This is a genomic window from Microbacterium sp. NPDC087665 (assembly GCF_044743285.1).
In the GTDB taxonomy this organism is placed as follows: Bacteria; Actinomycetota; Actinomycetes; order Actinomycetales; family Microbacteriaceae; genus Microbacterium.
In genome coordinates, this window is record NZ_JBIUWD010000003.1 from 260,993 (window position 1) to 283,568 (window position 22,576).

A 22,576-nucleotide genomic window follows, 5' to 3' on the forward strand; every position below is an offset into this window, starting at 1 on the left:
CTCCGCCGTCGAGGTTCGAGCGTATCCCGACGGGGGGCCATCGCCGATCGTTGAACCCGGTCAACAGTTGCACTTCCGCAACTATCGGCGTATAGTTGACGCTTATCAACTTTCTACGCTGGAGCATCCACCTGTGACAAACCCTTCCTCTTCTCTCGCACTCGAGGCGACGCGTTCGCCCCGCGAGATCTTCACCGCGATCTCCGGCCTCGTCGTCGGCATGTTCGTCGCCGTGCTCTCGGGCACCGTGGTGTCGACCTCGATGCCGGTCATCATCGCCGACCTCGGCGGCACGCAGTCCCAGTACACCTGGGTCATCACCGCGAGCCTGCTGGCCACCGCCGTCTCCACCCCGATCTGGGGCAAGCTCGCCGACCTCGTCGACCGCAAGATCCTGGTGCAGCTCTCGCTCATCATCTTCACCGTCGGCACCGTGATCGCCGGCTTCTCGACCGACACGAACATGCTCATCGCCGTTCGCGTCGTGCAGGGAATCGGCGTCGGTGGCCTCATGTCGCTGGTCATGATCGCCGTCGCCCTCATCATCTCCCCGCGTGAGCGCGGCAAGTACATGGGCGTCGTCGGCGGCATCATGGCCCTCGGCACCATCGGCGGCCCGCTGCTCGGTGGAGTCCTCACCGACGCGTGGGGCTGGCGTGCCAACTTCTTCGTCGGCGTGCCGTTCGCGCTCCTCGCGCTCGTGCTGTTGCAGTTCACCCTGCACCTGCCCAAGCCGCAGCGCGACTCGAAGGTGTCGATCGACTACTTCGGCATCGTGCTGCTCGCCGTCGGCGTCTCGACCCTGCTCATCTGGGTCTCGATGGGTGGCAGCGAGTTCGAGTGGGACTCCTCGACGAGCATCATGCTCGCCGTCATCGCCGGCGTCGCGATCGCCGGATTCATCACCGTCGAGTTCTTCGTCAAGGAACCGATCGTGCCGATGTCGCTGTTCCGCAACCGCACCTTCACGCTCTCGGTCGTCGCCTCGATCGCCATCGGCGTCTCGATGTTCGCCACGTCGGTGTTCCTCGCCCAGTACTTCCAGCTCGCCCGCGGCGCCACACCCACCGAGTCCGGCCTCATGACCATCCCGATGATCATCGGCCAGATGGGTGCGTCGATCATCATTGGCCAGCTCGTCAGCCGCTTCGGCAAGTGGAAGGGCTGGATGGTCACCGGCTCCATCCTCACCACCATCGGCGTCAGCCTGATGTCGACGCTGCGCTACGACACCCCGTTCCCGCTCGTGGCCGTCTACATGTTCGTGCTCGGCGCGGGCCTCGGCATGGTCATGCAGAACCTCACGCTCATCGTGCAGAACGACACCGCGCCGCAGCAGCTGGGCGCCGCTTCGTCGAACGTCAACTTCTTCCGCACGATCGCCGGAACCATCGGCGTCACCGTCATGGGCTCGCTGCTGTCGACCAGCGTCGCCACCTACATCACCGATGGACTCGACGGCTTCGTGCCGTCGACCCCCGAGGAGATCAGCGCGCTCGAGCACCTCGCCTCCGGTGACGTGCCGAAGGTCGGGCAGCTGCCCGACACGCTCCGCGCGATCGTTGAGGGTGCGTACGGCAACGGAATCGCGGATGCCTTCATCGTCGCGATCCCGCTCGCGGTCATCGCCATCATCGCCATCGCGTTCATCAAGAACAAGCCGTTGTCGACGAAGAACGCCGCCGAGCAGCTGCGCGACCAGGCCGAGGAGTCGATGATCGAGGTCGCCGAGGCCGAGGTGGGCGCCACGCTCTCCACCGGCACGATCCGTCTCACCGGTACCGCGTCGACGTCTCCGACCACCGGGTCGGTGACCGTGCTCGAACGCGAAGACAGGGAGTCGAGGGGCTGACATGGCTGCCTCGGAAGCGCTGGCATCCGCCGACGTCGACGGCGCGCTCGCCGACCTGCAGACGCATCTGAACCTCATCTTCGCGAGGACCCGGACGCTCTGGAAGGAGTCGGCGGCGCGCATCGACCCGGAACTGCAGGTGGGCGGCTACAAGCTGCTGACCTTCATCGACCGGGCCGGTACCGCGAATGCCCATGAGCTGGCGGAACGATTCGAGATCGACAAGTCGGTCATCAGCCGGCAGGTGCGGATGCTCGAAGAGCTTGAGCTCATCGAATCGCGGCCCGACGAACGCGACGGCCGCCTGCGGGTGCTGACGGCGACGCCGGCCGCGCGGGCGGCGCTCGCCGAGTTGCGGCGGGATCACAGCATCCGCCTGCGCACGGTCGTGCAGGAACTCACGCCCGATGAGATCCACGCCGCCTCGAAGGTCTTCCGGCTGCTCGCCGAGATCTGAACGCTCGGATGCCTGAACGAAGCCCCCGCCGTCGCTCTGACGGCGGGGGCTTCGCCGTAAGCTGGCGACCATGAGCGCCTCGACCGACGAACCCGCCCGCACGGGCGCGCCCGCCGCAGAGCCCGATGCCATCGACATCGATCAGGCCGTCTCGCGCGTCGAGCACGAGCTCGGTCGCCTGTTCGCCCGCATCCGCGTGAGCTGGCGCGAAGCGGCGACCACCGTGCATCCCGATCTGCAGCCCCTCGGCTACCAGGTGCTCACGTCGATCGCGTCGGGCACGGCAACATCGGCGGGCGCGATCATCGAGCGCCTGCAGACCGACAAGACGGCGGTGAGCCGTCACGTGCGGCAGCTGCAGGAGCTGGGGCTCGTCGAGAGCGTGCCCGATCCGGACGACCGTCGGGCCCGAGTGCTCGTCGCGACCGATCTCGCGCAGGAACGCGTGGCGCTGGCCCGCTCGCGCTACGAGGCGCGGCTCGCAGAGCGCCTGCGTCGCTGGTCGGCCGACGATCTCGATCGGTTCTCGGAGCTGCTCGCCGCCTTCGGCGACTGACGCGCATCGGGCGGAGAACTCGCCGTCGGGCGGAGAAATCGACCGCAGAGTTCCTCCCAACACCGAGAATTCCGCCCCACGGAGACGCGGGCCCCGGGTGGACTCTGAGCACAGTCGCGACCGCCGATGCTGTGCCTGCGCGACGATGACGGTGAATCGGCCGCGCAATAGCCTGAAGTGATGGAGACCTTCGACTTCCCCTCCGTCGATCTCGCGTACCTCAGATCGACACTCGGCGAGCCAGAGGCGCCCACGACGCAGAAGATCATCGATCACCTCGACGAGAACTGCCTCGCCTTCCTCGCCCACTCGCCCTTCTGCTGCCTCTCGACGGCCGACTCGGCGGGCAACTGCGATTGCTCGCCCCGCGGCGACTATCCCGGCTTCGTGCGCGCTCTCGACCCGCGCACGCTCGTGATCCCCGACCGGCTCGGCAACAAGATCGCCGACTCGATGACGAACATCCTCGACAACGGTCGCGTCGGCATGCTCTGCTTCGTACCGGGGATGACTGAGACGCTGCGCGTCAACGGAACAGCGACGGTCACCAACGATCCCTCGCTCATGGCGATGCTCGAGCAGGACCATTCCGTGCCCGATCTCGCGATCGTCGTGCGCACCGAGCAGGTGTACCTGCACTGCGGGCGCGCACTGCTGCGCGCAGGGCTCTGGGACCCCGAGATGCAGGACCTCGCCGCCGAGGTGCCCAGCTCCGGGCAGATCTGGGCGAGCACCTCGGGCTGGGACCCGACGGTCGGCGACGTGATCGACGATGCGATGGCCGGCGCCTACCGGTCGCTCTACTGAATGCGCTCCCGTGCGGGGATGCTCCCGCTCGTGGTGAGCGAGGTCATCCGACAGACACCATCGATCGTCAGTGTGCGGCTCGCGTCGCCCGACGGTGAGCCGCTGCCGCTGTGGCAACCCGGTGCGCACATCGACGTGCAGCTGATCACCCGGCACGAACGCCAGTACTCGCTGTGCGGCGACCCCGCCGATGTGCACGGCTACCGGATCGCCGTGCTGCGCGAGGAGTTCTCGCGGGGTGGTTCGCACTACATCCACTCATTCCTGCGCGTGGGCAGCCGCGTGTGGGTGCGGCCGCCGCGCAACCTCTTCACTCTGGCGGATGCCCCCGCGTATCACCTGCTCGCCGCCGGCATCGGCATCACCCCGATCCTGGCGATGGCGCGCCACCTGGCCGCCGAGGGCGTCGACTGGCAGATGACATATCTCGTGCGCCGGCGGGAAGACATCGCGTTCGCGAGTGAGCTCGCCGCCCTCGGCGACCGCGTGACCACGCACGTTGGAGCGGAGTCGGGCCGACTCGATCTCGCCGCGCTCTACGCGGGGCTCGACCCCGCGGCCGCCGTCTACGCGTGCGGTCCGCAGCGGTTCGTCGACGCGCTCGACGACCTGGCCGCGGCTCTGCCCGGTGGTGCCGCGGTGCACGTCGAGCGCTTCGAGCCCAAGCCGCGGGAGCACCGCCCCAATGAGGCGTTCACGGTGGCGTGCACGCGATCCGACGTCGTCGTTGAGGTGCCCGCCCAGCGCCCGATGCTCGAAGCGCTGCAGGGCGCAGGCGTTCCCGTCGATGGATCGTGCCTGCGGGGGATCTGCGGCTCGTGCGCGGTGACGGTTCTCGAGGGCATCCCCGAGCATCGCGACTCGCTCACCGGTGACGACGCCTCGATGACGATGTACCCGTGCGTATCGCGGTCGATCTCACCCGGGCTCGTCATCGACGCCTGAGCGACGACGCCGAGAGCGCAACAAGCGGCAGTTCGTGGGCGCAGATCGACAGATCATGCCCGGAGCGATCGAGATCATCGGGTTCTTGCTTGACTTGCGGGATGTTCCGCGCGCTCGCTCGTACCTGGAGCGACTTCGCCGTCGCCCGCCCCACTCTCGCCCAACTCGTCGTCTTCTGCCTGTTGAACGTCGGGATGACGGTGCTGCAGCTGGTGATGATGCCAGTGGTGCGGCTGTGGCTCGGTGCGACGGCGCTCGAGGATGTCTCGTTCCGCGCGGTACAGCTCGGCGACTACTTCGTCTTCGACTACCCTGCCGGCCCGGTGTCGGAGGGTGGGGGAGGGCTCGCCTACTTCCTCGCCGTGCAGATCACGCTCGCCGTCGCGCAGATCGTGAACTTCTTCGCCCAGCGAAACATCACCTTCAAGTCCAACAGCAACCCGTGGTGGGCGGGGTTCTGGTATCTGATCGCGTACGTCGTGATCACGTTCGGGGCTGCGGCGTTGCAGGGGCTGTACAAAGTGCCGATCTACGATCTGTTCATCACGGTGTGGGGGATGGGCTCGACGGGCGAAGCCATGGCGGATGGCGTCACGATGCTCATCAACGCCCTCATCTCGTGCGCGGTGTTCTTCCCGATCTTCAAGCTCATCTTCCGCCGCGACGACCTCGTTCCGGCACCGGCCGAGCACGCCCTCGCCTCGTGAGATGACAGATTGCACGCCCAAATCGACAGGTTGCGCATCCACGAAGCGGCACTCCATTCGCGCATATACAAAGGAATGAGAAGCGTGGCGTGGTGCCCGCTGAACGCATCCACCGTCGGACGCGTTGCACACAGAGGAGACAGCAGTGAACTCTCACGCGGCTAAGGCGCCGATGTCGAACAAGAAGTTCCTCGCGATCTGGATTCCCATCATCGCGGTCGTGGCCATCGTGGCCATCGGCGCGAACGTGGCGGTCGGATTGTTCCGAGGAGCGATCGAGTCCTACATGGGCGCGGGCACGTACACGATCAACAAGGCGGAGGGAACCGCCGACCTCGACACGGACTATTACACCGCCGACTACGAGTCGGGCGAAGAGGCGAAGGCTGCGTCGTCGCAGCTCGTCGAAGACATCGCCGACGAAGGCATGGTGCTGGTCAAGAACAATGGCACGCTGCCGCTCGACGCGGGTGCCATCACGCTGCTCGGTCGCGGCGCGGCCGACCCCGTGTACGGCGGCTCCGGCTCCGGTACGGCAGACACCCGCACCGCGGTCAACATCCGGCAGGGAATCGAAGGCGCCGGTTTCACGGTCAACGACACCGTGTATGCACAGCTCGCCGACTTCGCTGCGGCGAACCCGGCGTCCGAGGGCGGTCGCACCAACATCGTGATGGACAAGCCCGAGGAGTCGAACTACAACATCGGCGAGATGCCGGTGGCGGAATACTCCGCGGCGTCGCTCGACAGTTTCGCATCGTTCTCGGATGCGGCGGTGATCGTCATCGGTCGCGGCGGTGGCGAGGGCGGCGACCTGGCCACCAACATGGAGGCCTGGGACGAGAACGCCGAGTCCGGCCAGCACCAGCTCGAGCTGAACAAGGATGAGAAGGACCTGCTGGCCCTCGCCAAGCAGAACTTCGACAACGTCGTCGTCGTCGTCAACGCGTCGACCTCGATGGAACTCGGCATCCTCGAGGACGACGCCGACGTCGATGGTGTGCTGCTGGCGGGTTCGCCGGGCAACTCGGGGTTCAGCGCCCTGGGACGCATCCTCTCGGGCGAGGTCAACCCCTCGGGCAAGACGGTCGATATCTTCTCGTCCGACTTCACCGCCGACCCGAGCTTCGTCAACTTCGGCGACTTCGCGTACTCGAACATCGACGGCGGCTACTTCGTCGACTACGAGGAGGGCATCTACTCGGGCTACCGCTACTACGAGACGGCAGCCGAAGAGGGCTTCCTGGACTACGACGAAGCGGTCGTCTACCCCTTCGGCTACGGACTCAGCTACACGACGTTCGATTGGGCTCTCGCGGGCCAGGACCTCGGCGGCGTCGACGGTGAGATATCCGTCGACGTCGAGGTGACCAACACGGGAGATGTCGCGGGCAAGGACGTCGTGCAGGTGTACTACACGGCTCCCTACACCGATGGCGGCATCGAGAAGGCACACGTCGTGCTGTCCGGCTTCGCCAAGACCGGTCTGCTCGAACCCGGAGCATCCGAGACCGTGACGCTCTCGTTCGCCGTCGAGGACATGGCCTCCTACGACAGCGCCGGTGAGGGCGCGTACGTGCTCGAAGAGGGCGAGTACCAGATCAAGGTGCAGACCGACTCGCACACGCCTTCGGCGGATATCGCTCCGATCTCCTACGAGGTGGGCTCGACGGTGACCTACACCGACGGTCGAGCGAGCGACGACGTCGCCGCCACGAACCAGTTCGCCGATGTCACCGCCGAGTTCTCCGACGGAAAGCGCACCGCGTTCTCTCGCGCTGACTTCGCGGGCACGTTCCCGACGGCGCCCGAGGGCGACGACCTGGTGGCGGATGACGAGACCGTCGCGTCGTACGAGGCATGGGATGCGAAGGCCGCCGCAGACGAGTCGGATGCCGAAGCTCCCACGTGGGGCGCCGACAACGGTCTGTCTCTCATCGATCTGCGCGGTCTCCCCTGGGAGCACCCCGCGTGGCAGCAACTGCTCGACGAACTCGACCAGGACGAGGTGCTCGCGCTGTTGAACTCCGGCGCCTACAACACCGCCGCGATCGAGGACATCGGAAAGATCCGTACGAACGACCTCGATGGACCCGCCGGATTCAGCTCGTTCATCAACCCCGACCTCTGGACGGGCACGGCCTTCCCCTCGGAGTACCTGATCGCACAGACGTGGAACACCGACCTCGCCCACGACATGGGTGTCGCGATCGGCAACGAAGCGCTGACGACGGGAGCGAACGGATGGTACGCCCCGGCCGTCAATCTGCACCGATCGCCGTTCGCCGGACGCAACTTCGAGTACTACTCGGAGGATCCGTTGCTCTCCGGACGGCTCGGCACCGCGGTTGTGGATGGAGCGCTCACGAAGGGCGTCTACTCCTTCACGAAGCACTTCGCCATGAACGACCAGGAGACCAACCGCGTCAACGGCGAGGGTCTCGCCACCTGGGCGACCGAGCAGACGATCCGCGAGCTGTACCTGAAGCCGTTCGAGATCGTGATCAAGGACGCCAGTGGTGAGCTGAGCTACTTCGATGCCGACGGCGTCGAGCAGACGACCGAGATCGGGAGCACTGCGGTCATGAGCTCCTTCAACCGGATCGGGGCGACCTGGGCCGGCGGATCCGAGGCCCTCATGAACTCGGTCCTGCGGGGTGAGTGGGGCTTCCAGGGCATGGTGATCACCGACTTCAACCTCTACGGCTACATGTACCCGGATCAGGCGTGGGCTGCGCAGGGCACCGACCTGATGCTCACCTTCGAGGGGTCCAAGACCATCGAGGATTCGAAGAGCGCCTTCGCACAGCAGAACCTGCGTTTCGCGATCCACAACATCCTCTACACGGTGGTCAACTCGAACGCCGTCAACGGGATCGCACCGGGGGCATCGCTCACCTACAACCCGGCTCCCTGGGAGACCGGCGTGCTGATCGGCACGATCGTGCTGTGGGTGCTGATCGCGGCCGGCATCGCCTGGATCATCGTCCGGGTGCTGCGGCACCGTCGGCGTACCGAGACGCCCGTCGTCGTCGACGCCGATCCGGTCGACTGAACCGAACCGAGCAGTGAGTGGCCCGGGCGACCCGGCCACTCACGAAGGAGTTGAAGTGAAAGACATCGAGGCCCTGGTCGCCGACCTCAGCCTGATCGAGAAGGCCGCCCTGCTGAGTGGTGACAACGTGTGGCAGACCCGTGCCATCGAGCGGCTCGCGGTGCCTGCCGTATGGATGTCGGACGGACCGCACGGCGTGCGCAAGCAGGTCGGCTCAGCCGATCACCTCGGCCTGCACGGCTCGGAAGAGGCCACCTGCTTTCCCACCGCGGCGACGATCGCCTCGAGCTGGGACGAGGATCTCGCCGAGGAGATCGGCCACGCCCTCGGGCGCGAGGCATCCGCTCAGGGCGTCGGCGTGCTTCTCGGCCCGGGGTTGAACATCAAGCGCAGCCCGCTCGGCGGTCGCGGCTTCGAGTACTTCTCCGAAGACCCCGAGGTGGCGGGGCGTCTCGCTGCCGCCTACGTCCGCGGAATCCAGAGCGAAGGCGTGGCCGCGACACCGAAGCACTTCGCCGTGAACAGCCAGGAGCTGCGGCGCATGGTCAGCGATTCGGTGATCGATGAGCGCACCCTGCGCGAGATCTACCTCACCGCCTTCGAGATCACGGTCCGCGAGGCGCAGCCCTGGGCGATCATGTCGTCGTACAACCTGATCAATGGCGTCTACGCTCATGAGAACGCGCACTTGCTCACCGATATCCTGCGCGGCGAATGGGGCTTCGACGGAGCGGTCGTGAGCGACTGGGGTGGCGGAAACGACGCCGTCGCAGCGGTCGCGGCCGGCGGCACGATCGAGATGCCGTCTCCCGGCTGGGATTCCGTGCGCGAGATCGTCGCGGCGGTCGAGCAGGGCCGACTCGAGGTCGCCGATCTCGATGCGCGGGCTGCCGAGGTGCTCACCCTCGTGCGGCGCGTGCACGACCGCGTCGACACCGCGATCGCAGACCTCGAGGCTCATCACGCCCTCGCCAGACGGGCTGCGGCCGAATCTGCCGTGCTCCTCAAGAACGACGACGCCCTGCTGCCCCTCGCGGCGGGCACGTCCGTTGCTCTGGTCGGCGACTTCGTTCGTCGCCCGCGCTATCAGGGCGCCGGATCCTCCCTCGTCAACCCGACTCGCCTCGTGACTCTGTCCGATGCCGCTGAGGCCTCGGCGCTCACGGTCGTCGGCATCGCCGATGGGTTCCGTCGGGACGGCGCGTCCGACGCACGGTTGCAGGACGAAGCGGTCGCCCTCGCCACCCGTGCCGACGTGGTGGTCTTGGCTCTCGGTCTGCCCGAGATCGCCGAATCGGAGGGCCTCGATCGATCCTCCCTCGAGCTGCCGTCCGCACAGGTCGACCTCGTGCGCGCGGTGCACCGGGCGAACCCGCGGACGGTCGTTCTCCTGAGCGCCGGCGGTGCCGTCGAGACAGCGACCTGGGCGGATGCCGCGAACGCTCTGATCCACGGCCACCTCGGTGGGCAGGCCGGCGCCGAGGCGATGATCGATGTGATCACCGGTGCCGTCGATCCTGGAGGGCGCCTCGCGGAGACTGCGCCGATCCGCCTGGCGGACACCCCGACGGCTGGACGCTTCCCCAGCGCCCAGCGCACGGCCGAATACCGCGAGGGACCGTTCGTCGGCTATCGGTACTACGAGACGGCCGGCGTGCCCGTCGCCTTCCCGTTCGGCTTCGGACTCAGCTACACCTCGTTCGTGCTGTCCGCGGTCGAGGTCGACGAGACGGGCGTCTCCGTCACGGTCACCAACACCGGTGATCGCGCGGGCAGCGACGTCGTGCAGGTCTACATCGGACGTGTCGGCGAGAGTCGCGTGGTGCGACCGGCGAAGGAGCTCAAGGCCTTCGCGAAGGTGAGGCTCGAGGCCGGTGCGTCCGAACGCGTGCATCTGCCGTTCGGGGAGCGCGCCTTTCGGTACTTCGATGTCGCGACGGATGCGTGGCAGGTCGAGACCGGTCGTTACCGCGTCACCGTCGGTCGCCACGTGCAGGACGAGGGTCAGTCGGCCGAACTCGATATCGAGGGAACGGTCGAGGCCGGGGCGTTGCCTGCCGAGGGGGAAGCCCCGCGGTCCGCGCGGCTCTCCGAGGCGACAGACGCCGCCTTCGAACGGATGCTCGGTCGCGCCATCCCTGACTCGGAATGGAGCAACGGCCCCCTGGGGTTCAACGACCCGATCGACCGCCTCGAGGTCGCTCGGAGCGGGCTGGCGCGGTTCGCCTTCGGCATCCTCGATCGCAGACGCCGCAAATCCGAGGCGGCGGGCACACCGGACCTCAACATCCTCTTCATCGCCAACGGCCCGTTCCGGGTGATCTCGAAGATGAGTGGGGGCCTGGCGACCAGCCGTCTGACCGCTGCCGTGCTCACGCTCGTCAACGGGCAGACTCTTCGCGGGCTCGGCCGGGTCGTCTCGGCGTTCTTCGCCGGCCGGCGCGCTGAGAAGAAGACGGGCGCCGACTTCCGCGCGGCCGCCATGGAGGGGAGCAAGTGATGTTCACCTCGATCAGGAAGTGGTGGGCGAGGTTCCAGGTCAGCCGTCCGGAGCTGTCGAAGTTCGTCATGTTCTTGCTGCTGTCCAACGGTGTCACGGTACTGCAGCTGGCGCTCATGCCGCTGTCGCGCTGGTTCTTCGACACCTTCACCGACCTGACCGGCGTGGGGTTCCAGGTGCTTCCGGTCGGATCGAACGTCGACGGCGGCCAGTACTACACGTTCGACTATGCGGCCGGAGCCCTGCCCGAAGGCGGCGGGGGACTGTCGTACTTCCTCGCCGTGCAGCTGTCGCTGCTCGTGGCGCAGGTGATCAACTTCTTCCTCCAGCGCAACATCACCTTCAAATCGAACACCTCGGTGTGGGTGGCAGCGGGATGGTACGCCGCGGCGTACATCGTCATCACGTTCGTCGCGGCTGCCGCGCAGGGTTTCTACAAGGCGCCTATATACGATCTATTCATGAACATATGGGGCTGGGGTGCGACCGGCCAGGTCGCCGCCGACGTGTTGACGATGATCATCAACTCCGCGATCTCGTTCTGGGTGTTCTATCCGATCTTCAAGCTGATCTTCCGCCAGCAGGCGCCCGCGCCCGCTGAAGTGACAGCGCGATGACCTCGGCCGTGGGGTCGAACCCGGCACTCCTCACGATCGTGGTCCCCGCGTACAACGCACAGGACTATCTCCGCCGCGCCCTCGAGCCTCTTCGTGCCGCGGAGGGCGTGGAGGTCATCGTCGTCGATGACGGGTCCACCGATGCCACCGCTCGGATCGCCGACGAGTACGTCGCCCGTTGGCCGGGTCGGTACCGGGTCATCCATCAGGAGAACGCCGGCCACGGGGGTGCGATCAATGCCGGCGTCCGCGCCGCCCGCGGCACTTATCTGAAGGTGCTCGACGCCGACGACTGGCTCGACGCCAGCGCGCTCGATCGCACGCTCGGGCATTTGCGCACGGTGGAGCGCGCCGGCGGAGTGGATGTGCTCTTCACCGACTACGTGCACGAACGTCTGGGCAAGTCGACGAAGGCGATGAGGTTCGGCTCGGTGTTCCCCACCGGGCGTGTGTTCTCCTGGCAGGAGGTCGAGCGGTTCAGCCGCCGGCAGGTCCTGATGATGCACGCGATCACCTACCGCACCGAGGTGCTCCGCACGTGCGAGCTGCAGCTGCCGGAACGCACGTTCTATGTCGACAACCTGTTCGTGCTGGTTCCGCTCGTGCACGTGCGCCGGATGTCTTATCTGCCGGTCGATCTGTACCGGTACTTCATCGGTCGCGTGGACCAGTCGGTCAACCCCTCGGTGATGCTGCGGCGCGCCGATCAGCAGCTCCGGGTGAACCGCCTCGCCCTCCGTGCGCTCCCTGCGGAAGACGCCGTCGCGGCGGGCACCGTACCGCGCGAGCTCTACGCCACCCTGGTGCACTACTTCGAGGCGGTGACGGCGGTGACATCCGCCACCTTGGCCCGTGGCGGCACCCCGGAGCACCTCGCTGCACGAGACGCGTTCTGGCAGAGCATCCGGGAAGAGCGCCCACTGCTCCACGCTCGGATGCGCCGCTCGCTCATGGCCGCGAGTTCCAATCTTCCCGGGCACGCGGGCCGGCGGGTGACGACCCTCGCCTATCATGTTGCTCGGCGGGTGGTCGGGTTCAGCTGATCGCCGGTCCTGGAATCTCGGAGGTGTCGGCGTGATCCGTGTGGGCGTGGTCGAAGACGATCCGCACAGCATCGACCGTCTGCTGTCGCACCTCGATCAGTTCCAGCGCGAAGAGAGCGAGCGCTTCCATGTGGCCGCTTTCCAGGACGGCGGCGACATCATCGCCGATTACCGGCCCGACTGGGACGTGCTCTTCCTCGACATCGAGATGCCGCATGTCGATGGGATGACGGCGGCCCGGCGCATCCGTGAGGTCGACGCGCAGGTCATCATCGTCTTCGTCACCAGTTCTCCGCACTACGCCGTGAGCGGGTATCAGGTCGACGCGCTGAGCTATCTGCTCAAACCGGTGACCTACGTCGCATTCGCACAGGAGATGCGCCGCGTGCTCGTGCGGCTGCAGCAGCGGGTGCGCAGAGATCTGCTCTTCACCGCAGTGGATGGCGCGCTCCACCGTGTCGCGGTCGCGGACATCCGCTACATCGAGAGCGTGAAGCATCGCATCGAGGTGCACACCCTCGACGACGACTTCGCGGTGGTCTCGACGCTCAAGTCCGTGGAGGCCGACCTCGACGGCGAGGGCTTCATGCGCTGCCACAGCGGTCTGCTGGTCAATCTGAGGCATGTCACCGGCACGGAGGGCAACGACTGTCGGGTGCGTGGGGGCACGCGGTTGCCGATCAGTCGGCCGCGCAAGAAGGAGTTCCTCTCGGCGCTCGCCGCCCATATCGGCTCCCGCGGGATATCGACGTGAACGGCGCGGAAGACGTCATCGCCGACATCCCCCGTCACCTCACGGCGATCGCCGAATGGGGGGCCTGCCTCGTCTACATCCTGATCGTCGGTCGTCGCGCCCGCGTGCTGGGGACCATCGCGGCGGCCGTCGGCGCACTGGTCGCACTGCTCCTCGTGCAGGCATGGGCGGGAACGCTGCCGCTGGCGCTGTGGATCCCGGGGATGCTGGTCGCCGCAGCGGTCATGTACGCCGTGCTCTTCGCCGTGTTGAAAGTCAGCCCGCTCGCGGCCGGGTACCTCGCCGCGAGGGCTTTCGTGCTCGGCGAGTTCGCGGCATCCGTCTACTGGCAGCTCGATCGTTTCTACGCGGCGGAACTCTCGCCGATCATCCAGACGCTGCTCTGCCTCGGCACCTACGCCATTGTGCTCACGATCGCCTGGTGGGCGGAGCGAGGCTCTTTCTCACGGGTGGATGTGCTGCGGATCGAGCCGCGCGAGCTCGTCGGCGCCGTCGCCATCACGGTCGCCACCTTCGCGATCTCGAACCTCAGCTTCATCAGTGCCAGCACCCCCTTCAGTGCGCGGTTCGGTACGGAGGTCTTCTACATCCGCACGCTCGTGGACTTCGCGGGTTTCATCGCCCTCTACGTGCAGCACCGCGTGCACAACGAGGCGGTCGTGCGGCGCGACGCCGATGCGATGACGCATCTGCTGCGCAGCCAGCACGAGCAGTACGAGCTCACGCGGCGATCGATCGACGACGTCAACCGCAAGTACCACGATATGAAGCATCACCTCGATGCCCTGCGCGCCGAGCAGGATGCCCCTACGCGGGCCCGCATGGTCGATGAGCTCGAGGACTCGATCCGCGGATACGGCACGGTCGTCTACACCGGCAATCATGTGCTCGACGCGGTGCTGACGGCGAAGCGCGCATACGCCGCCGAGAACCAGGTCGAACTCTCTCACGTCGCCGATGGCTCGCTGCTGGACTTTCTGCGTCCGCTGGATCTGACGGCGATCGTCGGAAATGCGCTCGACAACGCCGTGCAGGCGGCTGCGCGTCTCTCGTCACCGGATCAACGACTGGTGCGATTCGCGCTCTTCGCCCAGGACGACTTCGTGATGCTGCGCGTGGAGAACGCCTACGACGGTGTTCTCCTTCGCGAGGGCGAGCGCATCGTGTCGCGACAGAACGCGGAGGGCCATGGCTATGGTCTGCGCAATATCGACACGGCGGCGACGGCCTATGACGGCGCTGTGTCGATCTCCTCGGATGAGGCGTGGTTCTCGCTACGCATCCTGTTCCCCAAGAACGCCTCGCGCGCGGAGTGAAGTGACGCGCCCGTGCGCGTCACCGTTCCGGTAGCGAGACGTCGGAACGAACGTCAGCGCGACGTCGGCGGGAGCTTGTCGACGCCGTGCCGGTTCGGCTTGCCGGGCTCGGCCGCCGTTTCGGGGGAGACGTTGCCGTGCTCGGTCGGCGCTTCGGAGGTCGGGTAGCTGGGCTCCTCGACCTCGACGGCCTTGTCGCGCTCGTCGAGCGGAGGCAGGTGGTCGAGGGGCTGTTTGATGTCGTCGGGGTTGTGACTCATGCCCTCAGGCTGCAACGTCGGCGGCCGCGAGGCCAGGGGGTTGAGAACTCGTCGCGCCTGTGGTGGGGTCGGGTTCATGCGTCCTCAGCCCCTGCTCGTCTTCGATGGTGACTGCGCCTTCTGCACCACCTGGGTGCGTCGGCTCGAGAGGGTGCTCGACCGTTTCCCCAACGCTCAGCCGTGGCAGTGGCTCGATCTCGACGAACTCGACCTGAGCGCCCACGACGCGACGCACTACGTGTGGCTTCTCGCGGGAGACCACCGTTTCCGCGGTCATGCCGCCTTCGCCGCGTTGCTGCAGATGCAGCCGCAGTACGGCACTCGCGTGATCGGACGGATGCTGGTGACCCCGCCGTTCTCGTGGGCAGCGGCCCTCGGCTACGCCCTGATCGCGCGGTTCCGGCACCGCCTGCCGGGTGGCACGGCGGCGTGCGCGATGCCGAGCGGCACCGCCCCCACGGGCTGAGAGCGACGCGTTGGGCGGAAAACTCCGTGATGGGCGGAAGGAATGCGGCGAAGCATCCGCCCATCGCCGAGAATTCCGCCCGACGAGGGTCGGCAGACCCCGAAATCAGCCCTTCGGCGGGCCCGACGACGCGCGCACGATCAGCTCGTGCGTGGTCGTGATCGTGCGGGCCTCGTCGCTCGCCGGGCGCAGGATGAGCGCGACGGCGTGCTGGCCCATCTCGAACATGGGGATGCGGGCGGTCGTGAGCGCGGGGGCGACGTCGGCGGCGACGGCGATGTCGTCGAAGCCGACGACCGAGATGTCGTCGGGAACGCGGATGCCGTGCTGGCGCAGTTCGCTCAGGATGCCGATCGCCATCGCGTCGTTCAGACCGACGATGGCGGTGAGGTCGCGGCCGATCAGCTCGCGCGCACCGGCGATGCCGCCCTCGCGCGTGAACTCCTTCGACACGATGGTCAGCTCGATGTCGGCGTCGTGCGTTCCCTCCCGGAGGCCGGCGATGCGGTCGGCGACGGTGTTGAGCTCGAGGGGTCCGGCGACCACGCCGATGCGACGGTGTCCGAGGTCGGCGAGGTGCTTTCCGACCGAGACGCCCGCGAGGTGGTTGTCGGGGAGCACGGCATCGATGGGGAGATAGTGCCGCCCGATCACGGCCGCGCGCCCGCCGGCGAGGGCGAAGTCTGCGAGCGCCTGCGTCATCTTCTGCTCATGCCCGGGATCGGAGTACCCCGAGCCCGCGATGATGATCGAGCCGACGCGCTGGCGCAGCAGCGCCTGCACCTGGGCGAGTTCGCTGTCGGGGGTGCGATCGGCCTGGGCGATCTGCACCGAGCGGTTCTCGAGGGTGGCGCTGCGGATCACCCCGCTGGCGATCTCGGAGAAGTACGGGTCGCCGATCTCGTGCACGACGAGACCGATCGTGGGCACGAGTCCACCGGCCAACCCGCGCGCGTGCAGGTTGGGTTCGTAGCCGAGTTCCAGCGCGATGCGGCGCACGTGCGCCGCGACCTCGGGCGATATTCCGCTGCCGCCGCTCATGGCGCGCGAGGCGCTCGCCAAGGAGACACCCGCGGCCTCGGCCACGTCAACGAGTCGTGGCGTACCGGTACGCTTCACGAAAACCTCCCCCTGGAGCAAAATCGACGCTGATCGCGCTGTGGGTTGCTCTCGTTCTTCTCCGCAAGTATAGTGGCGGAAGCGCTTACGAAAGCGCTTTCGCTACGATGACGTAGGAGACTCGGATGACTGCACGCCGACAAGGTCGACGGATTGCTGCAGCGATCGGAACGTTGACGATCGCCGCCCTCACGGTTTCGGCCTGTTCCGGAACCGGAGATCAGCCGGAAGGGGGTGGCTCCGACGATCCGATCGTCATCGGCATCTCGCTGCCGCTCACGGGCGACTTCTCAGAGCCGGGTAAGGGTGTCGAGCGGGGCTATGAAGCCTGGCGCGACATCATCAACGAGAACGGCGGCCTGCTGGGTCGCCAGGTCGAACTCAAGATCCTCGACGACCAGTCCAATGCCGACCGCGTCGTCTCGGACTACGAGTCGCTGATCGCGCAGGACCAGGTCGACCTCGTGTTCGGCCCGTTCTCCACCCGCCTGGTCGTGCCCTCCGCACGCGTGGCGCAGGAGTACGGGATGCTGTTCGTCGAACCGGCCGGTGCTGCCGAAGAGGTCTTCGAACAGGGCTTCGACAACCTCTTCTACGCCGCCCCCGCGATCGCGAACGATCACTACAACAACCTCGCGGACTACCTTCTCGCACTGCCGGAGGGTGAGCGTCCGGAGACGGCCGCCGTCGCCGCCATGGACGACCCGTTCGCCCAGGGCACCGCCTACGGCCTGCGCGACAAGCTCGAAGAGGCCGGCGTCGAGATCCTCGTCGACGAGGTCTACCCGCCGAACACCACGGACTTCTCGACCATCGCGGCGAAGATCGCGCAGTCGGATGCCGACATCGTGATCGGTGGAACGCAGTATCAGGATGCCGTCAACCTGATCATCGCCCTGCAGCAGCTCAACTACCAGCCCGAGCTGGCCGCCTTCTCGACCGCCCCGACCAACCCGGAGTTCGCCGCGGCGATCGGGGGAGCGACCGAAGGCATCCTGGCCCCCACGGGCTACTCGCCGAAGTCGCAGTTCCCCAGCAACATCGAGTTCGTCGAGAAGTACACCGAGATGCACGGCAACCCGCCCTCGGAAGACGAGGCGAACGCCTACACGACCGGCCAGGTCGTGGCCGCCGCCGTCGAAGCCGTCGGCTGCGCCGAGCAGGGCGAATGCCAGCAGAAGCTCATCGACTGGCTGCGCGACAACGAGGTCGAGACCGTGGTCGGGCCCCTCAGCTGGGACGAGACGGGCAAGCCCACCGGCGCCCACCTCATCCAGCAGTGGATCGACGGCGAGATCCTGATCGTCCTCCCCGAGGACGTCAAGGAGAGCGACTTCCTCTTCCCGAAGCCGGCCTGGTGATCTGCACATCGTGAGTGGAGCACTTCTTCTTCAAAGTCTGATTCTCGGCGTGCTGCTGGGAGGGCTCTACGCCCTCCTGGCAGCGGGCCTCACCCTCTACTTCGGCATCATGCGCGTCGTCATGATCGCGCACTCCGCCTTCCTGATCCTCGCCGCGTACCTCGCGTGGTGGTTCAACAAGGAGACGGGACTCGACCCCCTGCTGTCGCTCGTGGTCACCGTGCCCCTGTTCTTCCTGACCGGCGTCGTGATGCAGCGGCTGCTCGTCTCGCGACTCAAGCCGCTCACGCTGACCATGATGTCGGTGCTGCTCACCTTCGCGGTGGCACTCGTCATCGAGGGGGCGCTCGGGTTCTTCTTCACCGGAACCCAACGCCGCATCCCGCTGCCGTATGCGAGTGCCAGCCTCGAGTTCTTCGGCGCGCAGGTGCCCGTCGTGAAGCTGATCGCCTTCGGGCTCGCCGCTCTCGCGCTCGCCCTGCTGTTCGTGCTGCTGAAGTACACGAAGTTCGGGCAGGCGCTGCGAGCGACCATCCAGCATCCCGAAGCCGCACGCCTGGTCGGCATCAACACCGACCGCGTCGCGGGATACGGATTCGGTCTGGGCCTCGCCACGGCGGCGATCGGCGGTACCGCGCTCTCGCTGGATGCCACGATCTACCCGTCGTTGCACTGGCACTGGATCGGCCCGCTCATGGCGATCATCGTCGTCGGCGGCCTCGGCAGCATCCCCGGCGCGGCCATCGCCGCACTCGTGCTCGGGGTCGCGCAGAGCCTGCTCCAACTCCCCCTCGGAGCGACGTGGGCGCAGACGGTGTTCTACGTCGCGCTGTTCGCCACGCTCATGTTCCGCCCGCAAGGATTCTTCGGAGGTCGTCTTGCCCAGCGTTTCTAGCAGAGAGCCGATCGCCACCGAGACGGTGGTGATCGCGCCGCCCGCCCCTCGCAGACGGCCCGCAGCGAAGTGGGTGAGCCTCGTGCTCATCGTCGTCGGCGCCGCCCTCATCCTGTCGTTCCCCCTCATCGCGCCGAACCCGTACATCCTGTCGGCGGGCGTGGTCATCCTCAACTACGCCGTGCTGTCGACGGGGTGGAACTTCATGGGCGGGTTCACGGGATACATCTCCCTCGGCCACGCCGCCTACTTCGGGCTCGGCGCCTACGGCACCGCGCTCCTGATCAAGTACCTGGCGCTTCCCGGCTTCGTCGCCTGGATCGTCGCGGCGATCCTCGTCTCGATCATCGCCATCCCGATCGGCATCGCCGCCCTCCGGGTGCGCGGGGCCTCGTTCGTGATCGTCTCGATCGCCTTCGTGCTGATCATGCTGCTGGTGTTCCAGAGCTGGCGCGACGTCACGGGCGGGTCGGAGGGACTCAACGTCCCGCGTCCGTTCCCCGACATGCTGCGCCCGGAGCACCACCGTGTGTTCTTCTACCTGTTCGCGGGGCTGCTCGCCTTCGCGCTGCTGGTGTGGTGGATCATCGACCGGTCGAAGTTCGGCACCGCGCTGAAGTCGGTCCGTGAAGACGAGGACAAGGCGCAGGCGCTCGGCGTGCCGACCACCCGGTACAAGCTCATCGCCTACATCCTGTCGGCGCTGTTCGTCTCGCTCGGCGGCGGCCTGTACGCCCTCTGGTTCGGCGACCTCGACCCGATCTTCCAGTTCTCGATCCTCATCGGCTCGTACATGGTGCTCATGGCCCTGCTCGGCGGCGTGCGCAACCTCTTCGGTCCGCTGCTGGGAGCCGTGGTGGTGGGCGTCGCGCTGGAGTACTTCAAGCTCGAGTTCGGCGACACGCAGTTCCACCTCATCGCCACCGGCATCCTGCTCGGCATCGTCGTGCTGTTCATGCCCGACGGCATCATCCCGGCGGTGAAGGGACTCTTCACCCGTTCGTCGAACGCGGCATCGATCCGCGAGGTCACCGCCGGCGAACTGCTGGAGGAGAACGAAAAGCGAACAGCGGATGCCTCGACGAAGGATGCCTCGACGAAGGAGACGTCATCATGAACGCCCGCTCCGCACACGCCACAGACACCCTCGAGAGTCTGAGCACCATCGAGATGACGAAGTCGTTCGGCGGAGTCACCGCCGTCGACGCCGCCTCGGTGACGTTCCAGGCGGGTAAGGTGAACGGTCTGATCGGACCCAACGGTTCCGGCAAGACCACCTTCTTCAACTGCGTCACCGGCATGATCAAGCCGGACTCCGGCCAGGTCATGTACCAGGGGCGCGCCATCACCCGGCAGTCTCCCGATCGCATCGCCCGCACCGGCATCGGCCGCAGCTTCCAGCTGTGCCGGGTCTTCCCGCGGATGACGGTGATCGAGAACCTGCTCGTGGCGGTGCGCAGCACGAGCATCCGCCAGCAGCTGCGTTCGGCGAACGATCCCAGCGAGCTCGAACGGGCGCGCGGATGGCTGCGCCGTGTCGGCATCGATCACCTCGAGCACGCCGAGGCGCGCAACCTCAGCTACGGGCAGCAGAAGCTGCTGGAGCTTGCGGGCGTGCTGATGGGCGAGCCCGACACGATCATGCTCGACGAGCCAGCGGGCGGGGTGAACCCTGCGCTCATCGGGCGCATCGCCACCCTCGTGCGCGAACTCAACGCCGAGGGCAAGACCTTCATCATCGTCGAGCACAACATGGAGATGGTCATGAGCCTGTGCGACCACGTCGTCGTCTTCGACCGCGGCCGTCCGATCGCCGAGGGCACTCCCGAGATCATCCAGCAAGACCCGCGAGTCCTGGAGGCCTACCTTGGAGTCTGAATCGAAGAACCTGCTCGAGCTGAACGACATCGAGGCGGGCTACGGGCGCGCGGCTCTCGTGCTGCGCGGGCTCACGGTCGTGGTGCCACCGGCATCCGTCGTCTGCCTCGTCGGCCCCAACGGCGCCGGCAAGTCGACGGTGCTGAAGGTCGCGAGCGGCATGCTGAAACCGCGATCGGGCAGCATCCGCATCGACGGCAAGGACGTCACCGGTGACGGGCCGCAGCGGATGCTGGAGAACGGCCTCGCGCACGTGCTCCAGGGGCACAGTGTGTTCCGGGAGATGACCGTCGGTGAGAACGTGATGCTCGGCGCCTTCACCCTCAAAGACCAGAAGGTCATCCAGGAGCGGGTCGAGTTCGTGCAGAACCTGTTCCCGATCGTGGGGGAGCGGTGGAAGCAGCTCGCGGGTCTCCTCTCCGGAGGCCAGCAGAAGCAGGTCGAGTTCGCGCGCTCGCTGATGGTGAGCCCGAAGGTCGTGCTGCTCGACGAGCCGTCGATGGGACTCGATCCCAAGACGACGGCGAAGGTCTTCGAGCAGGTCGCCCGCATGCGGGATGCCGGCACGGCGGTGCTGCTCGTCGAGCAGAATGCCCGACGAGCGCTCGAGACCGCCGACATCGGCTGCGTGCTCGACCTCGGCCGCGTGCACATCTCGGGTCCCGCGCCCGAACTGCTCGCCGACCCCACCCTGGCGGCGCTCTACCTGGGCGGCAAGCCCGCAGCGGCCGGAAACTGACGGCCATGACCAGCACTGTGACGGAAGAACGGAACGAGATGTCCCTCACCACCACCGCCTCGACCGAGGCTCCCTCTCCCGCATCATCTTCGGCGAAGACGCGCGAGATCGGCATCATCATGAACGGCGTCTCCGGGCGCATGGGTTACCGTCAGCACCTCGTGCGCTCGATCCTCGCGATCCGCGACCAGGGCGGCATCGAGCTCTCCGACGGCACGAAGGTGACCGTCAAGCCGCTGCTCGTCGGACGCAGCGAGGCCAAGCTCGCCGAGCTCGCCGAGCGCCACGGCATCGCCGACTACACGACCGACCTCGACGCCGCGCTGGCCGACCCGCAGTGGGAGATCTACGCGGACTTCCTCGTGACGAAGGCCCGCGCGAGCGCGCTGCGCAAGGCGATCGCGGCAGGCAAGACCATCTACACCGAGAAGCCGACCGCCGAGTCGGTCGAGGAGTCGCTGGAACTCGCCCGCCTCGCCCGCGAAGCCGGGGTGAAGACCGGCGTGGTGCACGACAAGCTGTACCTGCCGGGGCTGCAGAAGCTCAAGCGGCTCATCGACTCCGGCTTCTTCGGCCGCATCCTCTCGGTGCGCGGCGAGTTCGGGTACTGGGTGTTCGAGGGCGACTGGCAGCCGGCGCAGCGCCCGAGCTGGAACTACCGCACCGCCGACGGCGGCGGCATCATCGTCGACATGTTCCCGCACTGGAACTACGTGCTCGAGAACCTCTTCGGCACGGTCGAGACCGTGTACGCGCAGGCCTCGGTGCACATCGCCGACCGGTGGGACGAGAACGGCGAGCCCTACACGGCCACCGCCGAAGACGCCGCCTACGGCATTTTCGAGCTGGAGGGCGGAGTGGTCGCGCAGATCAACTCCTCGTGGACCGTGCGCGTGAACCGCGACGAACTCGTCGAGTTCCACGTCGACGGCACCCTCGGCTCGGCCGTGGTCGGGCTGTTCGGCGCGAAGATCCAGCACCGCAACGCCACCCCGAAGCCGGTGTGGAACCCCGACCTCGCCGACGATCACGACTACGACGCCGACTGGGCGGATGTTCCCACGAACGACGTGTTCCAGAACGGCTTCCGTCAGCAGTGGGAGGAGTTCCTCGAGTCGTACGTGCTCGGCACCGACTACGCGTTCGATCTGCTCGCGGGCGCCCGCGGCGTGCAGCTGGCCGAGGCCGGACTCGAGTCGGCGCGCGAGGGACGCAAGATCGCGCTGACCCCGCTCGCGCTGGAGTGACG

General features: G+C 67.0%; 21 protein-coding genes. 19 read left to right on the forward strand and 2 right to left on the reverse strand.

Annotated features, from left to right (window positions below; genetic code table 11):
• The first annotated feature begins 133 nt into the window (after positions 1 to 133).
• The 12 genes from ACIOSY_RS07950 (at position 134) to ACIOSY_RS08005 (ending at position 14,609) form a co-directional block, all read left to right on the forward strand.
• Positions 134 to 1,852 (forward strand): MDR family MFS transporter, encoded by a 1,719-nt coding sequence (locus ACIOSY_RS07950; protein ID WP_400851698.1) that lies wholly within the window; start codon positions 134 to 136, stop codon positions 1,850 to 1,852.
• A gap of 1 nt (position 1,853) precedes the next feature.
• A complete protein-coding gene (locus tag ACIOSY_RS07955) occupies positions 1,854 to 2,309 on the forward strand; it encodes a MarR family winged helix-turn-helix transcriptional regulator (protein WP_400851702.1) in 456 nt (151 codons plus the stop codon).
• Between the two features lie 70 nt (positions 2,310 to 2,379).
• Positions 2,380 to 2,865, forward strand: a complete 486-nt coding sequence (locus ACIOSY_RS07960) for a MarR family winged helix-turn-helix transcriptional regulator (protein WP_400851705.1) — start codon at positions 2,380 to 2,382, stop codon at positions 2,863 to 2,865.
• A 180-nt stretch (positions 2,866 to 3,045) separates the two neighbouring features.
• Positions 3,046 to 3,672: an MSMEG_1061 family FMN-dependent PPOX-type flavoprotein gene (locus tag ACIOSY_RS07965; protein ID WP_400851708.1), complete on the forward strand. Its 627-nt coding sequence runs from the start codon at positions 3,046 to 3,048 to the stop codon at positions 3,670 to 3,672.
• An 18-nt stretch (positions 3,673 to 3,690) separates the two neighbouring features.
• A complete protein-coding gene (locus ACIOSY_RS07970; RefSeq protein WP_400851711.1) occupies positions 3,691 to 4,617 on the forward strand; it encodes a PDR/VanB family oxidoreductase in 927 nt (308 codons plus the stop codon).
• A 101-nt stretch (positions 4,618 to 4,718) separates the two neighbouring features.
• Positions 4,719 to 5,324 (forward strand): hypothetical protein, encoded by a 606-nt coding sequence (locus tag ACIOSY_RS07975; protein WP_400851714.1) that lies wholly within the window; start codon positions 4,719 to 4,721, stop codon positions 5,322 to 5,324.
• A 145-nt stretch (positions 5,325 to 5,469) separates the two neighbouring features.
• On the forward strand, positions 5,470 to 8,379 hold the full coding sequence (locus ACIOSY_RS07980) for a glycoside hydrolase family 3 N-terminal domain-containing protein (protein WP_400851717.1): 2,910 nt from the start codon (positions 5,470 to 5,472) through the stop codon (positions 8,377 to 8,379).
• A gap of 55 nt (positions 8,380 to 8,434) precedes the next feature.
• A complete protein-coding gene (locus tag ACIOSY_RS07985; protein ID WP_400851720.1) occupies positions 8,435 to 10,879 on the forward strand; it encodes a glycoside hydrolase family 3 C-terminal domain-containing protein in 2,445 nt (814 codons plus the stop codon).
• Positions 10,879 to 11,496 carry a hypothetical protein gene (locus ACIOSY_RS07990; RefSeq protein ID WP_400851723.1) on the forward strand — a complete coding sequence of 206 codons (618 nt, stop codon included), beginning with the start codon at positions 10,879 to 10,881 and terminating at the stop codon, positions 11,494 to 11,496. Before ACIOSY_RS07985 ends, ACIOSY_RS07990 begins: the two co-directional genes overlap by 1 nt.
• Positions 11,493 to 12,539, forward strand: a complete 1,047-nt coding sequence (locus ACIOSY_RS07995) for a glycosyltransferase family 2 protein (RefSeq protein ID WP_400851726.1) — start codon at positions 11,493 to 11,495, stop codon at positions 12,537 to 12,539. The genes ACIOSY_RS07990 and ACIOSY_RS07995 overlap by 4 nt, the downstream gene beginning before the upstream one ends.
• A 31-nt stretch (positions 12,540 to 12,570) precedes the next feature.
• Positions 12,571 to 13,293 carry a LytR/AlgR family response regulator transcription factor gene (locus ACIOSY_RS08000; protein WP_400851729.1) on the forward strand — a complete coding sequence of 241 codons (723 nt, stop codon included), beginning with the start codon at positions 12,571 to 12,573 and terminating at the stop codon, positions 13,291 to 13,293.
• On the forward strand, positions 13,290 to 14,609 hold the full coding sequence (locus ACIOSY_RS08005; RefSeq protein ID WP_400851732.1) for an ATP-binding protein: 1,320 nt from the start codon (positions 13,290 to 13,292) through the stop codon (positions 14,607 to 14,609). The genes ACIOSY_RS08000 and ACIOSY_RS08005 overlap by 4 nt, the downstream gene beginning before the upstream one ends.
• Positions 14,610 to 14,662: 53 nt before the next feature.
• Here the strand turns inward: ACIOSY_RS08005 and ACIOSY_RS08010 are convergent, their stop codons facing one another.
• Positions 14,663 to 14,869: a hypothetical protein gene (locus ACIOSY_RS08010; RefSeq protein ID WP_400851735.1), complete on the reverse strand. Its 207-nt coding sequence runs from the start codon at positions 14,867 to 14,869 to the stop codon at positions 14,663 to 14,665.
• 76 nt (positions 14,870 to 14,945) lie between these two features.
• Between ACIOSY_RS08010 and ACIOSY_RS08015 the strand changes: the two genes are divergently transcribed.
• The gene (locus ACIOSY_RS08015; RefSeq protein WP_400851738.1) at positions 14,946 to 15,335 is read left to right on the forward strand and encodes a thiol-disulfide oxidoreductase DCC family protein; all 390 of its coding nucleotides are present in this window, start codon (positions 14,946 to 14,948) and stop codon (positions 15,333 to 15,335) included.
• A 105-nt stretch (positions 15,336 to 15,440) separates the two neighbouring features.
• On the opposite strand, the gene ACIOSY_RS08020 is transcribed toward ACIOSY_RS08015, so the two are convergent.
• Positions 15,441 to 16,454: a LacI family DNA-binding transcriptional regulator gene (locus ACIOSY_RS08020; protein WP_400851741.1), complete on the reverse strand. Its 1,014-nt coding sequence runs from the start codon at positions 16,452 to 16,454 to the stop codon at positions 15,441 to 15,443.
• Between the two features lie 125 nt (positions 16,455 to 16,579).
• Between ACIOSY_RS08020 and ACIOSY_RS08025 the strand changes: the two genes are divergently transcribed.
• The 6 genes from ACIOSY_RS08025 (at position 16,580) to ACIOSY_RS08050 (ending at position 22,574) form a co-directional block, all read left to right on the forward strand.
• Entirely contained in the window at positions 16,580 to 17,815 is a 1,236-nt protein-coding gene (locus tag ACIOSY_RS08025; protein WP_400851744.1) for an amino acid ABC transporter substrate-binding protein, read from the forward strand.
• 10 nt (positions 17,816 to 17,825) lie between these two features.
• The gene (locus tag ACIOSY_RS08030) at positions 17,826 to 18,710 is read left to right on the forward strand and encodes a branched-chain amino acid ABC transporter permease (protein WP_400851747.1); all 885 of its coding nucleotides are present in this window, start codon (positions 17,826 to 17,828) and stop codon (positions 18,708 to 18,710) included.
• Positions 18,694 to 19,827 carry a branched-chain amino acid ABC transporter permease gene (locus ACIOSY_RS08035; protein ID WP_400851750.1) on the forward strand — a complete coding sequence of 378 codons (1,134 nt, stop codon included), beginning with the start codon at positions 18,694 to 18,696 and terminating at the stop codon, positions 19,825 to 19,827. The genes ACIOSY_RS08030 and ACIOSY_RS08035 overlap by 17 nt, the downstream gene beginning before the upstream one ends.
• Entirely contained in the window at positions 19,824 to 20,588 is a 765-nt protein-coding gene (locus ACIOSY_RS08040; protein WP_400851753.1) for an ABC transporter ATP-binding protein, read from the forward strand. The genes ACIOSY_RS08035 and ACIOSY_RS08040 overlap by 4 nt, the downstream gene beginning before the upstream one ends.
• Complete coding sequence (locus tag ACIOSY_RS08045) at positions 20,578 to 21,327, forward strand: ABC transporter ATP-binding protein (RefSeq protein ID WP_400851756.1); 750 nt, start codon at positions 20,578 to 20,580, stop codon at positions 21,325 to 21,327. The genes ACIOSY_RS08040 and ACIOSY_RS08045 overlap by 11 nt, the downstream gene beginning before the upstream one ends.
• Before the next feature lie 119 nt (positions 21,328 to 21,446).
• Positions 21,447 to 22,574: a Gfo/Idh/MocA family protein gene (locus ACIOSY_RS08050; RefSeq protein WP_400852632.1), complete on the forward strand. Its 1,128-nt coding sequence runs from the start codon at positions 21,447 to 21,449 to the stop codon at positions 22,572 to 22,574.
• Positions 22,575 to 22,576 lie beyond the last annotated feature (2 nt).